This is a genomic window from Streptomyces sp. NPDC094034 (assembly GCF_040303865.1).
In the GTDB taxonomy this organism is placed as follows: Bacteria; Actinomycetota; Actinomycetes; order Streptomycetales; family Streptomycetaceae; genus Streptomyces.
In genome coordinates, this window is the sequence record NZ_JBEOUD010000042.1 from 1 (window position 1) to 15,124 (window position 15,124).

Consider the following 15,124-nt stretch of genomic DNA (forward strand, 5'->3'; position numbering starts at 1 on the left):
CCTTCGTCGCGTCGGCTGCGCCGATTGCGCTGCGCTTCACCCTTGACTCCCAACCCTCCACCGCAAGTGCTGCTTTGAGGGGGGCGGCCCGGGGGGAGGGGTCCCCGGAGGGGCTGCGTTGTTCCGGGGGCCGGATCCCGGCCTCGGGTGGGTGGGCCCTGCGGGGCTGCGCGGGAGTGGAGTGGGGCGGCCCGGCCCCGGCAAAGCGACTGACGGTCGGGAAGTGGTCGGGACTCATGCCCCGCTGTGCGGGCCCGTTGTCGGGTGACACCTGTTGTCTGGGGCGGAGGGCCTGCCACCCACCCCCTATGTTCCCTTTTGGGAGGGGCTTTGGGGAGTGCTCCGGCGGGTCATGCGTCCTGGGTTCGGTTAACCGGGCCTCATGATGCATGCCCCCTCAGACAGGCCCACTCGGCGCCTCACCAGTCACACCCGCCCCATTCCTCACGGTGCGGGGTGGGGGAGTGGCCGGGGCTGGTGCCCGGCTGCTGGGTGTGTGGGTGGTGGGGTGGGTGTGACTCATGGGGCGGCAGTGGGCCGGTCAGGGGTGGCGATGTGCCGTGGAGACGACTTAACCGAACCCAGGACGCATGACCTGCCCGGGGGCCCTGGAATGGCTCGCCAAACTGGGACATAGGGGGTGGGTGGCAGGCCCTCCGCCCCAGACAACAGGTGCACCCGCCAACGGACTGTCACCAGCGGGGCATGAGTCCCCACCACCCACTCGCATCAGCTCGCTGAGCCGGTGCCGGGCCGCCCCACTCCACTCCTGCGCAGCCCCGCAGGGCCCACCCACCCAAGGCCGGGATCCGGCCCCCGGAACAACGCAGCCCCTCCGGGGACCCCTCCCCCCGGGCCGCCCCCCTCAAAGCTGCACTTGCGGTGGAGGGTTGGGGGTCAAGGGTGGAGCGAAGCGGAATCGGCGCAGCCGACGCGACGAAGGAGCGCCCTTGACGCCCAACCCGCAACCGCGAAACTCAAACCTAGGGGCGGCCCCCACCCGTCATCAAACGCACCGGATGCCCCCGACTACCCCTCGGCACGAACCCACACCCACCCCCGGCCCCGCACCCGGCGCCGACCACCCTCCCGAGCCCCCGCCCTTGCCCCATGAGGCAGAACGCCATGCCCCCCGCCCATGAAGTCCGGGCTGGACCGTCCTCGGTGCTCGGCCCGAGAGTGGACAGTGGAGGTCCAGGCAGGGTGAGCAGCACAGTCACAGTCAGGGGAGGCAGAGATGCGCGCACACGACCAGGGGCACGAGTCGGAGCATGAACACGGGCACGAGCACGACGAGACCTTCCGGTCCACCGCGCAGGGCTCGGCCGCTGACGCGCGGGAGTCCGCGTGGACCTCGTACCTCTTCAAGGCAGCCGCCTCCGGGCGGTCCGATGTGGTCGGGGCCGCCGGGCTGAGCAGCCTCCAACGCTCCGTGGGAAACAGCGCCGTCGGGACGATGCTCAGCAGGGACGCGGCACCCGAGGAGGAACCCACGCCCGACGTCCACCAGGACCGCTCCCCCGTGCACGATGTGATCTCCTCCGGTGGCGGTTCGCCTCTGGACACCGATACCCGTACCGACATGGAGAGTCGCATGGGCGCCGACTTCTCCGACGTACGCGTGCACACCGACGCCGCGGCCCATGAGTCCGCGAAGGGAGTCGGCGCCCGCGCGTACACCGTCGGCAACCATGTCGTCTTCCAGCGCGAGAGTTACGACCCGTCCTCACCCGACGGCCGGACCACACTGGCGCACGAGCTGACGCATGTGGTCCAGCAGCGCAACGGTCCGGTGGAGGGATCCGAGGCGCCCGGCGGGATCCGCGTGAGCGATCCGTCCGACCGCTTCGAGCAGGAAGCCGTCGCGAACGCCGACCGCGTACTCTCCGAGCCGAGCCCGACACCGACGCCAACCCCATCGCCCGAGCCCACCCCCACCCCCACTCCCCCATCCGCACCCGCACCCACACCCACACCCACTACGACGGACACCGCAGCCCCCGTGCAACGCCAGGCAACAGAGGACGAGGACGAAGAGCCCGCGAACGTACAGGGATCCTTCGTCCAACGAGCCGACGAGGGTTCCGAGGAAGAGGAAGAGGCTCCGCCCACCTGACCAAGCCGGAGAACCCCTCCTTCACCCTCTCTCTCCCTCACGCCCTCGCACTACCCCTCCCTCTCCACTCCCTCGCTGCTCCCTCCCCTTCCCTCACTCCGAGCCCGACCGCAGCGTCCCTCCCAGAAACAGCGACTCCGCGCAGCGCGACGGCCTCGGCGCCTGTACCGGCCTGCCCACCTGCCGGCAGTCGACGGTCATCGTGATCTCGCCGCCCGCCGGTACCAGAATGGGGGTGACGAAGTGATAGTCGGTGTCACGGAAGTTTTCCAGCGCCAGTCGCCACAGGGGATTGTTCTGGCTGGACACAACGAGTGTTCCGGCGTCGCCCTGCGGGTTCTGGACCACGATGTCGGTGAGTTCGAAGGTGCTGCCGGCCGGCACCCGGTACGCGGACGCGCTGGTCGAGCCGCCGCCCACCGCGTCCCTGACCTCGACGCGCGCGCTGGTCGGCGCGCCCGCCCCCTGCGCACTGCCCGCGCCCGTTCCGGATCCTGAACTCGCCCCGGAGCCAGTCCCGTTCTGCCCCGCCCCACTGGTCGCGCCTCCTTCGGCACCGGCAGTGGCGCCCGCGTTCCCGCCCCCGCCCCCGGTTCCGGCCGTGGCTCCGCCGTCCGCCGTCCCGCCACCCGGAGACGCCGTCTTCGCCGCGGCGGACGCCACCGCCTCCGGGGTGATCGCCTCCCGGGCCGCCGACTTCACCGCGGGGCGCAGCAGCGCGTACCAGAGCCCGACCAACGCGATCGCCACGACCGCCGCGAGGATGAGCGCGCGGGGCAGCCAGCCGGGCAGGATCGCCTGCTGCTCGTACGATCCGTCGAGTACCACCGGTTCATACGGCTCTTGGCCCTCCTCCGCCGCCACGGGCGCGGCGAGGACCTGGAACGTGTGGGTCACCGGCGTTCCGCGCCACAGCCGCTTGGCCGGCCGTACCCACAACTTCGCGAAGTCCGCGTGTCCGGGCGGTATCAGCAGTTCGGCGGAGGCGAAGCGGACGCGGGCGCGCTCGGTACCGGTACGGCCGCTGAGGCGTACGGTCACCGGCGCGTTCCCTCTGTTGTCCACGGCGAGTTGGTGGCTGCCGCGGCGAGCGCCGCTGGAGCCGCGCGGCACCAGTTCCGAGGTCACCTCGGTGAACGGCGCCACGGTCACCCGCCCCTCGGGCACCACGGTCTCGCTCGACTCGCTCGTCGGCACCACGCGCACACCGAACGGTGTCTCGCCCGCGGGAACCGAGGGGTCGCGCGGTGGTGCCAGCCGTAGCACGACCGTGTCGGAGGCGCCGGGATAGAGGGAGAGTGTCCGCGGTTCCACGGTCGCCCACGCGGCGCAGGCGCCGACCACCTCGAAGCGGTATTCCTCGACCGTAGTACCGGAGTTGAGGATCTGTAGGGGTACGTCCGTCCGCGCGCCCGGCTCGGCAGTGACGGACGATGCGTCGAGGCTGGCCGTAAGACTCATACGTCGCACCGTAGGACCGCGCATTACCGGGAACACCGGTCGGACAGGAACACTTTCGGGCAGATGTAGTGCCCATCGGGCGGCTGCGGATTTCGCGTCCGCACTCGGTGGGAATGGAGTATCTGCCGATGCGTAAGGCAATCACCGCTCAGTTTGCCAGGTCCCATACGGCCCATGATGACGCCATCGGTTCGCATTTGCGGAGGGGGAAATTCATGACAGACCGTACGATCGTCGGTTTACGCGCACAGGATCCGATCTCCCAAGCGGGGGTGGCCAGCCAGCTGCGGACCAGGCCGGAGGTGACGCTCACCGGATGGGAGGACGGTGAACTCACCCCGCAGGTAGTCGTGGTGGTCGTGGATGTCATAGATGAGGAGGCACTACGGATGCTGCGCAATATCCAGCGCAGTGGTACGGCACGCGGAGTACTGGTGGCCACCGAGATCGACGAGCAGAAGCTGGTCAGCGCGGCGGAGTGCGGTGTCGCCGGGGTGGTCCGGCGTTCGGAGGCGACACCTGATCATCTCGTACGGGTCATTGTCGCCGTGGCGAACGGCGAGGGCCATGTGCCCGCCGATCTCCTGGGACGCCTTCTGGAGCAGGTGGGAAAGTTGCAGGGCCAGGTGCTCGGACCACGTGGCCTGCACTTCACCGGGCTCTCCTCCCGAGAGATCGATGTACTCCGACTGGTCGCGGAGGGATACGACACCGCCGATATCGCGACCAAGCTCGCGTACTCCGAACGCACGATAAAGAACGTCCTGCACGCGGTCATGACCCGGCTTCAATTGCGTAATCGCTCCCACGCGGTGGCGTACGCGCTGCGCCAGGGCCTGATCTGAGCCACAGTTCGAATAGATCCACGTACCGAGCTGATCCACTGGCCGAGCTGATCAACGGGCCGAAAAGATCAATAAGTTCGAACCGCGCCGGGTTTTGATCTTTCATCACAGCCACTCGCCGAACGGCTGCCCCAAAGGGCAGAACTCGGTACCCGCGGATATGACTCGCGCCCCGCTGCCCGCGGGGCGCGAGCACGGGAAGGTGGGTGCCCGTGCGCCGATCTGGGGGAGGGTTCCGTGCGGCGGTCTCAACGGTTCCGGCGGTCGGCACGGAAACAGCCACGGCACGACGGCAGTGCCCTGCGCGTCAGCGCCCCGCGCTTCAACGCCCTCCGCCTCGCACTGTCCTTCGCCCTCCTCCTGCTGGTCGTGACCGGCCTGCCCAGCTCCGCCGCCGAACCGCGCGCGGCCGTCCCCGTACCAGAGCCGCCGGTCACACCGGCCGTGGTGACGGAGCGGCTGGACCCGGGCGAGTCCATCGCCGTGGACAAGCTGGTCCGTACGCCGGCCATCCCGCCGAAGCCCGACATCGTGCTGCTCGTGGACGGCACCCTGAGCATGGAACCGTCGATCGCGCAGATCCAGCGGAACCTTCCCGTGATCACCGAGAGAGTGATCGAGGAACAGCCCGACTCGCGCTTCGCCGTGGCCACCTACGGCGACCAGCAGGTCGACGGCGCCCGGACCTACACCGTGCTCCAGCCGTTCACGGACGACCTCGGCAAGGTGCAGGACGGGGTGAACGCCCTCACTGTCGAACGCGGCCAGGGCAGCATGGGCCCCTCCGAGGACTGGATCAACGCGTTGTGGCAGATCGCCGACGGCAGCGGTGGCCAGACCGAGTTCCGTACGGACGCGAGCCCCGTGGTCGTCCTGGTCGGCGACGCCTCCAGCCATGACCCCAGCATGGGCCACTCCCTGACCGACACCGTCTACGCGCTCCAGGACCGGGGAATCCGGGTACTGGGCGTGGATGTCGCCACCGCCGTCGGTGATGGACTCAACGGCAACGGGGACGCCGGTGTCCCCGGCCAGATCGAGGACCCACTGCACGAGCCGGGCCAGGCCGACAAGGTCATCGAGGCCACCAGGGGCCGGCTGATACCCGGCGTCGACGCGGACGCGGTGGTGAATTCGATCGCCGAAGGCCTCGCCAACCTGCCCACCCAGGTCGGCCACCTGCTGGACAGCTGCGATCCCGCCCTGACGGTGACGCTCGCCCCGCCCACCCGTACCGTCACCAGTGGTGACCCGGCGGCCTTCGACGAGACGATCACGGTCGCCGAGGACGCTCCCCAAGGGCGAAGGCTGACCTGCACGGTCCAGTTCCTGCTGGGCACGAGCCCGCCCGGTACGGATGCCGTCGGGCCGAACGCGGCGGCCGACCCCGAGCTGACGCAGACGATCAACATCGATGTCAACGATGTGGACGCGCCGGTGGTCGTCGTGGACGACCGTACGGTGGCGACGAGGGACCCGGACGGCGCCCGTGTCGAGCTGACCGTGACCGCCGTCGACGCCAACGACGGGCGGCTGCCGGTACGTTGCACCCCCGCGTCGGGCTCGCTCTTCCCTGTCGGCCGCACCCTGGTCACCTGCTCCGCCACCGACTCGAACGGCAACACCGGCACCGACACGGCCACGGTGGAGGTGCTTGAGCTGCCGCCCGTCCCGCCCGCTCCGCCGGTTCCTCCCGCTCCCCCCGCGCCGCCCGCTCCCCCGGTGCCTCCGACGGCCGATGTCACCGTGGACGTACAGCTCACCCCGTCGCGCACGTACACCGGCCGGCCCGCACGTGCCCGCTTCCTCCTCACCAACGCCGGTCCGGACACAGCGATCGGTGTCATCGTCACCTCCGCCTGGCCGAGGACGCCGGACGCGGGCGGACGTACGCTGGCCGGGCTGTCGCGCTGCACCCCGACCGCGCCGTGCACGATCCCGGCGGGTGGGCGGGTCGAGGTCACCCAGACGGCGACGTACCGGACGGCCATCAGCGGAGACGTCCACGCGACCGCCGTCGCCACACTGCCCGACCGCCGACCGGCCAACAACACCGATCGGGGCCCGCTCCGTGTCCTCCAGCCGAAGCTGGCCGTCACACCGCAGGTCGCCACACCGGGGCAGGTGGTGCTGGCACGGGGGACGGACTTCCCGCCGGGCTCGAACGTGCGGCTGAGCTGGAGCGCGGGCATCACCGCCAACGGTCCGCCCGTGACGGTCGGCCGCGACGGCACGTTCGAGGCACAGGTGCTGGTACTGCGCAGGGACCGGCTCGGGCCACGCGATCTCCGCGCGGACGTCACCGGACTCGACCGGCTCACGAAGCCCGTCCTGGTGGTTCAACGCAAGCTCCAGCCACCGGACTTCGCGGGCCGCGGATGAGCACGACACGGATGAGCGGGACGCGGATAGGCGGGACGCGGATAGGCGGGACGCCGGTGAGATCGACGACGAGAGAGCCAGGCGTGACAGGGGCGGAGTCGTGATCCACGAAGTGGACGACGCCCTGCGCGCGCTGCTCAGGGCCGAGGTCCTCGAAGGCGCCCAGATCGCGGTGGTGTTCGACGCGCCGACCCGCGAGTGGGCCGCCAAGGTCAACGCGCCCACGGTGAATCTGTACCTCTACGACATCCGCGAGGACATGCGGCGGCGCGAACGCGGGCTGCACAACGAGTACGACGAGCGCGGCACGGTCGTCGCCCGCCGCCGACCGCCGCGGTTCTTCAAGCTCTCGTATCTGATCACCGCCTGGACGAAGCGGCCGGAGGACGAACACCGGCTCCTGTCCTCGCTGTTGGCCTGCCTGCTGCGATACGAGGCGCTGCCGTCCGAACGGCTGACGGGAACGCTTCAGGACATCGGGGTGGCCGTACCGATGACCATCGCGCTGCCACCGCCGGAGGACCGTTCCTTCGCGGACGTGTGGAGCGCGCTCGGCGGCGAACTGAAGCCGTCGCTCGACCTGGTGATCAGTGTGCCGGTCACGGCGTCGCCGACCTACGCCGCGGGTCCGCCGGTGGGTGACGAGGGGATGCACGTCCACTTCGGTGACCGCGCGGGTGACCGTGCGCGGGAGGAGCGCGCGCGTCGGCCGGCCAGACCGATGCCGGGCCGTGGGGCGCTCCCGCTGTACGGGGCGGCCACTGTCGACCGCGGCGGGGAGCCTGCGGACGAGAGCGTGGGCGAGGACGGGAGCGTCGGTGAGGACGGGCCCGGCGGCGCCGACGGGCACGAGACGGCCCGGCGGCGCCCCGGGCTGTCGCTGCGGATTACGGAGAACCGGGGCGATGCCTGAACCCGAACGGCACGACGGCAAGCGGCCGGACGGGGAGCGGCCCGATAGGAAGCGGCCGGACAGGAAGCGGCCCGATTCCGACGAGGAGAGCCGGGACCTCCGCCATGTCCTGAGCTGTGCCGTACATATCGAGCGGCGCGTACGCCGGGCGGTCGAGGCGCGCCGGCTCACGGACCCGCATCCGGACGACGAGTTCCGGGGTCTGTATCTGACCGAGGAGACGATCACACGGCTGCTGGACGAGCGCCGCGCGTTCCCCGCGCCGGACGACACGGATACGACCGGTACAACCGAGACCACCGGCACATCCGGCACAACCGATACGACCGGCACATCCGGTACGACCGATACACCTGACGAGCACAGCGCTCCACCCGCACTTGGGCCGCCGTCCCGACTCACCACACTGGCAGAGGAGTTCGACCTCAGTCCGCTGGATGTCGAGATCCTGCTCATCGCGCTCCTGCCGGATCTCGACGACCGGTTCGAGGCGTTCTACGGCTACCTCAACGACGATGTCACCCGCCGCCGCCCGACCTTCGGACTCGCCCTCGGTCTCTGCGGTCTCTCCCCGGCGGACGCGGACGCCCGCGCCAGGCTCGGCCCCGGGGCGCCGCTGCGCGCCGGCGGGCTGCTGCTGGTGGAAGAGGCGGACCGGCCGTTCCTGGGGCGCGCGTTACGGGTTCCCGACCGCGTCACCGCGCACCTGCTGGGCGACGACAGCCCCGATCCCCGGCTGTCCGGTCTGCTCGCGCCCTGGCACGCCGTACCGGGTGTGGGTGACCCCGGGCCGCTCGCCCGTACCCTCGGCTCCGGAGTCGAGCTGGCGTATCTCCGCGAGGAACAGGGCGGCGCGGGTACGGCGCTGGCCGCCACGGCGCTGAGCCTCGCCGGGCGCGCCGTACTGGGCCTGGATCTGACCCGGCTGGCCGAGGATCCGACGCCCGTCGAGGCGGTGCGGGCACTGGTGCGGGAGGGCCGGCTTACGGGGGCCGGGCTGGTCTGCGCGCCGCTGGACGCGCTGTCGCGCGATCGCCAAGGGACCCTCCGGCTGCTCACCGACACCCCGCTGCCGACGGTCCTGGTGGGCCGCACCCCGTGGGACGCGGCCTGGTCGACGCGCCCTCCACTGCTGCTGCCCGCGCCTCGGGTGGAACCGGCGGTACGGGCCGCCCTCTGGCGCGACGCTTACGCCGAGCCGGTCCCTGCCGATCTGGATGTCGGCGTTCTGCTCTCCCCGTTCCTGCTCACCCCCGACCAGATCGAGGGCGCGGCCCGCAGCGCCGCCCAGACGGCCCGACTGGACGGTGGCGCTCTCGGACCTGACCACATCCGCCGGGGCGCCCGCGCCCAGAACGCCGCGGGGCTCGACCGGCTGGCCCGCCGTATCGAACCTTCCGTGACCTGGAACGACCTGGTCCTTCCCCCGGACGCGCACGCCCAGCTCCGCGAGCTCACCGCCCGCGCCCGCTATCGCGACCAGGTCCTCGGCGCGTGGGGAATGCGCCCGGGCGGCGGCCGGGGTCGGGGCGTATCGGCCCTCTTCGCGGGCGACTCCGGTACGGGGAAGACGATGTCGGCCGAGGTGATCGCGGCGGATCTGGGTCTCGACCTCTACACGGTCGATCTGGCGACCGTCATCGACAAATACGTCGGCGAGACCGAGAAGAACCTCGAACGCATCTTCTCCGAGGCGGCCGGTGTGAACGGCGTCCTGCTCTTCGACGAGGCGGACGCGATCTTCGGCAAACGCTCGGAGGTCAAGGACGCCCACGACCGCTACGCCAACGTCGAGAGCGCGTACCTGCTGCAACGCATGGAGTCCTTCGACGGCCTCGCCATTCTGGCCACCAACCTCCGCGCCAACCTCGATGACGCCTTCACCCGCCGCCTCGATCTGGTCATCGACTTCCCCGTCCCGGACCCGCCCCAACGCCTGCTCCTCTGGGAACGCTGTCTGGGCCCCACACTCCCGCGCGCCTCCGACCTCGATCTCGCCTTCTGCGCCGCGTCCTTCGAACTGGCGGGCGGCAACATCCGCTCGGTGGCGGTAACGGCGGCCTACCTCTCGGCGGCCTCGGGCACCCCGGTGACGATGCCGATCCTGATCCACGCGATCCAACGCGAGTACCAGAAACTGGGCCGCCTGACCCTGGCCTCGGAGTTCGGCCCCTACCTGGATCTGCTCACCACCTGATGCCAAAGTCCTGACGTAGCGACAAGTCGAGCTGCTCGGTGGGTAGTTCACCCGATGGATCGCATCACCGATCTCCGCACGGCAACGGAGCCGGTGTGCCCCTGCTGCATGCCGTGCCGTACGGACGATCCGCACCATTCATCGCCAGGCGGATCTACAAAGATACGTCTCGCCGTGGGCTCTTGGGGCATAGCGGCCTTTACGGGACGGCCTTCAGGCGTCCGGCGAGGACCAGATACCCCCACGACTCTCGAACACCCTCAGCAGTTCACTCGGGTCGCGCTCCAAGAGTCCTTCTACCTCAGATATTTCGACTTCGGGGTGGTCATGATCAGGAAACTTGGTCACACCGAGGCCGGGACTGCACAGGTAATAACGTCCGCCATTTTCGTAGCAACTGAGTGGAATATTCGCGCTCCACAGGCGAAGGGTGGCTCGCCATTCACGTTCCCCGGAGCAGGAGACCTCACATCCTCGCTCCACCAATTTCGGCAGCACCTCGCCATACGACTCCTCGGACAGCGGATTCCCCGCGACCTCAAGGGTCGTAAGGGCGCATTCAAGGAGCGGAGTCAAGTCTCGGACGAAGTTCCTCTGGATGCGCAAGATACGCAAGCGTGGCAACTTCTCCGTACCTGTCACATCGCGCAATCCGCTGTCGTTGATCCTCAGCGAGAGCAGGGCCTCCAGGGGAGGAAGATCCGACGGAGAAACCGGGTCGCAGCCGGCCAGAATCAGCACTTCAAGTTGCGGGAAATTCTTGAGCCCACCCAGAGAAGCGGCATGACTCACATGCAGTTCGGTGATCACGTCACTGGTGTCACCCCTCAGCCTTTTATGCAGCCGTGCCAGCTCAAGAGCCTTTTCGATCTCTGGCTCCATAGGGTGCTCCATTGGAATTTCACTCCCTACTGAGAATCTCGCGAACCAATGCGAAGTCTGCGTGAACTCGGTCGTAGTTTATTCTCTGCAGAGCTTCCAGATCTCCCAACTCTATATTTACGCGTTCATCGGTCCGACTTACCCCATCCGCACCCACTGTAATCCTGCGATATATCGCATCGACCTTCACATTACGCATGGAGGCAGGGATGGGCTGTACTTCGGGGTCCCATATGAGACGGGCGACTTCGGGCGAACTCCCAGATTCGGGCAACTTCGCTTGAAGTACCCCAAGAAATTCCAGAGCAGTCCCTTCAGGGTTAGCAGCTACGAAGCCATCGAACAACCCCCGAAGGCCGTTGTGCCATGGATCATCCCCTTCATTGAACACAAATGTCCTGTCTGTAACGGTAATAAACGCACCCACGTGTGCACCGATCGCGCCCCTCGTGATCAGCTCCGCATCCGGCGGTATCTCAATGCGATAGATTACATCGGAAGTAAATGAACGTAATTTATGATGCAGGGTCATCCAGTCCTGTCCGGCCTTGAGCCGTCCATTCGACCTGTGCTCCACCGCGAACTCCATCACATTCTCTATGTAATTGGTGGGGATCCACTCATGCTTCCCTCCGTCCGCCTCACGGAACTTCCCCTTTACATATCTCCTTGAATTTCCGTGGTTCCGCCACAGATCTTTGAACTTGGACCAGTCGATCTTTCCGACGGTTTCCCCTTCCATTATCCTCCGAAGGAACTCGATGATCTTCTCTCTCGGCGGCGCACTGACCCCCTCAATTGCCTGCTCAAGGTCTCGGTCAGGCGATTTCTGTCCCCTGGGGAACGGATGGAAGCGTCCATAGTGTCCCTCGTCAGGCAGGAAGCGCATTTTCCGAAGGATCTTTTCGACCGCACTGTCCTGCACGCTCCCCAAGCCGGCCTTGCGAACAGTGCCGAGGGCAGCCCTGCCAAGTGCCTCAACCGTATCCCTCCGCGCATATTTCTCCGAGTTCCCGAGAACTCGGGCAAAGAAGTTGTCGTTCGTAGGATCACTTCGCCCATCGGCGTAGTAGTCCTTTGTGACCTTCTTGTGCACTTCCCTGTCATTGAGGTAATTCTTCGCCAAGACATCCGTGGGGGGCAAGATTCCACTGTCCGACCACACCTTCGCGTTCGAAACCTCAGGATGCTGAAGCTGCTTGTCCCACCAATCCGAGTGGACTTTCCCGATCAAGACGTCTCCGTGCTTGATTAAATTCCTGCCCACAAGATCGACATCGGAATCCTCCGCACTATCTGCTTCCGGATTGATTTTCGCCCGTGCACGATACGAACCATCGGCCGAGTCGATGAGGAATAGCTCATTCACTCTCCTTCGACGTCTGATTCCAGGAAGAGCCCTCTCCACAACACTTCTCGGATTGTCATCGGATCCCATTACCCTCTCGACATCACGTATGGCAGCGCGAACGGCGTCACGCTTCTCGTTCTCATTTCTCCGATCTCTCCTCCTGGGATCGCCTCCTTCCGCTCCCCGTTTCCGGTCGCCGGGATCTCCGGACGTCTTCTTGTTTTTTCTGACGAGTTTTTTGGCGGCCTTCGCGATTTTGTCGACTATTTTGTCGATGGCTCGGTTCACCGGGCGGGAGACCTTTTGGAAGGCTTGTCTGACCCTGTTGGCCAGGCCGCCGATTCCCAGGAGTGAGGCGAGGAGGCCGATGAGGAGGGGGATGCTGGCAGCCAGGGCGGTTTCCACTGTTTTGGGGACGGCGGCGGCGGCTCCGTTGGCTATGGCCACCACCGCGTCCAGGACCGCATTCACGAACTCGACTATCTGGGCGCCCTGGGTCACGATGAATGTGACGATGTCGATGATCCCCTTGACCGCCCGTATGAATGCCGAGGCGGGGTTGAGGAGGGAGAGAATCCAGGTGATGCCCGCCATGAGAACGGTCGGGATCAGATAGGACTTGAGGTCGTCCAGGATGGTCGACTTGAGATCGCCCGTCTCCGCGGTGATTTCCTGGGCGGCGCCGGCCGGGCCTTCTCGGGCCAAGGCCTGGGCTATCGGGACGGATTGTTCGGCCTTGGTCATCGCCTCGTTCGGGACGCCCTTGCGGGTGACGCGGGCTCGGATGTTGTCCCAGGTCAGGCCCAGTAACGAGGCGATGAGCTGGATGATGCCCTTGATGTCGAAGCGGGCGGGGATTTCGAGGCCCGTGCTGACCGCCGTGCCCAGGAGCCAGGAGACCAGGCCCTTCTGAAGATGGGTGGCGATGTTTCCGATGAAGAGATTCAGGCCCGAACCGACCCCGGATACCAGGTTCTTGAGGAAGCCGATCGGATCCTTGATGATCTTTCCGATGGCGCCGGCGGCCTTGGCGAGAATGCCCATCAGGAGGTTCTTCAGCTCCATGATGGTCTGGATGACGCCTGCCACGGCGTCCACGACCTTCGCTATCAGGCCCTTGTTCTCTTCCTCCAGCTTCTTGATCTCCTCGTCCACCGAGTTGAGAGCCTCGGTGTACTTCTGGGCCAGGTCCTGAACCAGTTGGGTGGACTTGTCGTTGACCTCGGATTCCAGGTCGTCGAACTTCCCGGCGAAGTCCGCCGCGGCCTCTTCGCCGAACTGCTTCAGGTCCGCGGGGAGTCTGTCGACCTCCGCCTTCAACTCCGCTCGACCCGTGGCGATACGTGCCTTGGCCCGGCCCAGCTCGGTGCCGATGGTGTCGGCGATGGACGAAATGACGGCCTGCATCTTGGTGACATAGAGCTCGCGGGACTTCTTGAAGATGTCCAGGCCCTCTTGTGGGAGTCCTTTGAACTTGTCCCTGATCCAGCGGCCCTTGCCCGTGAAGCCCGAGTAGCGCTTGTCCTTGTACTGCTTCATGCGGCGCTTGTGATCGGCGGTGAAGTCGTCGCGGGCCTTTTTCTCGCCCTCGGTGAACTGTCTGTCGACCTTCCCGTCCAGGTCGCCGAGGATCTTCTCGACATCCTTCTGCGTGGCGTCGAAAACCTTCTGGAGCTTGGCGGTGACCTGCTCGCGCTTCTTCTCGTCCGCCGACTTCGTCTCGCCCTTGCCGCCGTCGACCGCCTTGCCGGCGGCGGCACGGTCGGCGGTCATGGCGGTCATGGCCGCCGCGCCGGACGCGGCGGCGCCGGCCTGTGCCGCCGACAGTTGCCCGGCCTCGGCCGCGCGGCCCTTGGCGGGGACGCTCGCGGTGTGCTGCTCGCCCTTCTTCTTCTCCGACAGCGCGGCGTCGAACTGCGGCTCATTGCCCTTGGCCAGCTGCTCCTCGGTGACCTCGGCGTCCGCCATCTGCTGGTCGACCCGCTGGTTGCCCTCGGAGAAGTCCAGCACCTTGTCCGGCTGTTTGTCCGGCACCGCGTCCGCCGCGCTGGGCGCGCCCGGGTTGCCCGGAGGCTGGTCCGGGCCCATCGGGGTGACCTGCTTCTCCTTGGCCTGAGAGGTGTCCGGGGCGGCCGCCGTCGTGCTCTCGATCTCCTCGGCCGACGACTCCTTGCCCTCCTTGACCTTGCCGTCGACCGAGTCCTTGATGCTGTCGGCCTTACCGGAGTCGGCGAATCCGTCGGCCTCGTCGAGGTTCTTCGGCGCCTGGGCGGCGATCGCCTCGTTGACCGCGCCGACGAACGCGTTCTTGTCGAACTCCCCCGGTTTGGCCTCGTTCATCTTCTCGGCGTTGGCCGCCTTGCCCTGCGCCTGCTTGTCGTCCGGCGGAGCGACGGCCGCGTCCTGCGCCGACTTCGATTCGCTCGCCGCCGTCTTGTGCTGCTTGATCCGCTGCTTCTTCGCGGCGACGTCCTGCTGGACCTTGCGGAAACCGGGCGCCTGCGCCGGCGGAGGCTTCACCACCTCCGCGTATCGTTGTGCGACGAGCCGCGACACCGCCGCGTTGCCCGCCCTGCCCTGGAGCCTCTGGAGGCTGCGGGCGGTCAGCCGTGGGCCGGGGGCAGATGCCGTCGATACGTCAGGTGAGGGGGCCGTCTCCCTTGCGGGGGCCGAGGACCGGGGCACGTCCGCGCGTACGGCAGCCGCCGAGCTTTTCTCCGGAGCGGCCTTCACCGCCGCTCCCGGTCACGGGTCCCCGACATATCAGCCAGGGTGTGCGCGCGTGCGGTACGCCCGGCAGCGTAAGCGGGACAGCGTCGAGGGCAGGATGCGTTGCCCGATCATCTGTCCCGGCGACTCTGCCTTTTTGGGCAGTCGCCTCGGTACGACGCGGCGGCCGAATGCCCGTTCCGGATGATCTCGCCCACGGCGAGAATCGCCCACGTTCCCTGATCAACCACGTTCCCTGATCAACCAC

General features: G+C 67.4%; 8 protein-coding genes. 5 read left to right on the plus strand and 3 right to left on the minus strand.

Annotated elements, in window-relative coordinates; all coding sequences use genetic code 11:
* The first annotated feature begins 1,237 nt into the window (after positions 1–1,237).
* Positions 1,238–2,116 carry an eCIS core domain-containing protein gene (locus ABTZ59_RS29200; RefSeq protein ID WP_351419636.1) on the plus strand — a complete coding sequence of 293 codons (879 nt, stop codon included), beginning with the start codon at positions 1,238–1,240 and terminating at the stop codon, positions 2,114–2,116.
* Positions 2,117–2,209: 93 nt separating this feature from the next.
* Here the strand turns inward: ABTZ59_RS29200 and ABTZ59_RS29205 are convergent, their stop codons facing one another.
* Entirely contained in the window at positions 2,210–3,577 is a 1,368-nt protein-coding gene (locus tag ABTZ59_RS29205; RefSeq protein WP_351419637.1) for a COG1470 family protein, read from the minus strand.
* Positions 3,578–3,792: 215 nt separating this feature from the next.
* Here ABTZ59_RS29205 and ABTZ59_RS29210 point away from each other — a divergent pair, with 215 nt between their 5' ends.
* From ABTZ59_RS29210 to ABTZ59_RS29225, 4 genes are all read left to right on the plus strand, one after another.
* The gene (locus ABTZ59_RS29210) at positions 3,793–4,422 is read left to right on the plus strand and encodes a helix-turn-helix transcriptional regulator (RefSeq protein ID WP_030353099.1); all 630 of its coding nucleotides are present in this window, start codon (positions 3,793–3,795) and stop codon (positions 4,420–4,422) included.
* A gap of 237 nt (positions 4,423–4,659) precedes the next feature.
* Complete coding sequence (locus ABTZ59_RS29215) at positions 4,660–6,804, plus strand: VWA domain-containing protein (RefSeq protein WP_351419638.1); 2,145 nt, start codon at positions 4,660–4,662, stop codon at positions 6,802–6,804.
* Positions 6,805–6,904: 100 nt separating this feature from the next.
* Positions 6,905–7,717, plus strand: a complete 813-nt coding sequence (locus ABTZ59_RS29220) for a Pvc16 family protein (RefSeq protein WP_351419639.1) — start codon at positions 6,905–6,907, stop codon at positions 7,715–7,717.
* The gene (locus ABTZ59_RS29225; protein ID WP_351419640.1) at positions 7,710–9,914 is read left to right on the plus strand and encodes an ATP-binding protein; all 2,205 of its coding nucleotides are present in this window, start codon (positions 7,710–7,712) and stop codon (positions 9,912–9,914) included. The genes ABTZ59_RS29220 and ABTZ59_RS29225 overlap by 8 nt, the downstream gene beginning before the upstream one ends.
* A 213-nt stretch (positions 9,915–10,127) precedes the next feature.
* On the opposite strand, the gene ABTZ59_RS29230 is transcribed toward ABTZ59_RS29225, so the two are convergent.
* Positions 10,128–10,796 (minus strand): leucine-rich repeat domain-containing protein, encoded by a 669-nt coding sequence (locus ABTZ59_RS29230; RefSeq protein WP_351419641.1) that lies wholly within the window; start codon positions 10,794–10,796, stop codon positions 10,128–10,130.
* Between the two features lie 19 nt (positions 10,797–10,815).
* Complete coding sequence (locus ABTZ59_RS29235; protein WP_351419642.1) at positions 10,816–14,880, minus strand: hypothetical protein; 4,065 nt, start codon at positions 14,878–14,880, stop codon at positions 10,816–10,818.
* Between the last annotated feature and the right edge of the window lie 244 nt (positions 14,881–15,124).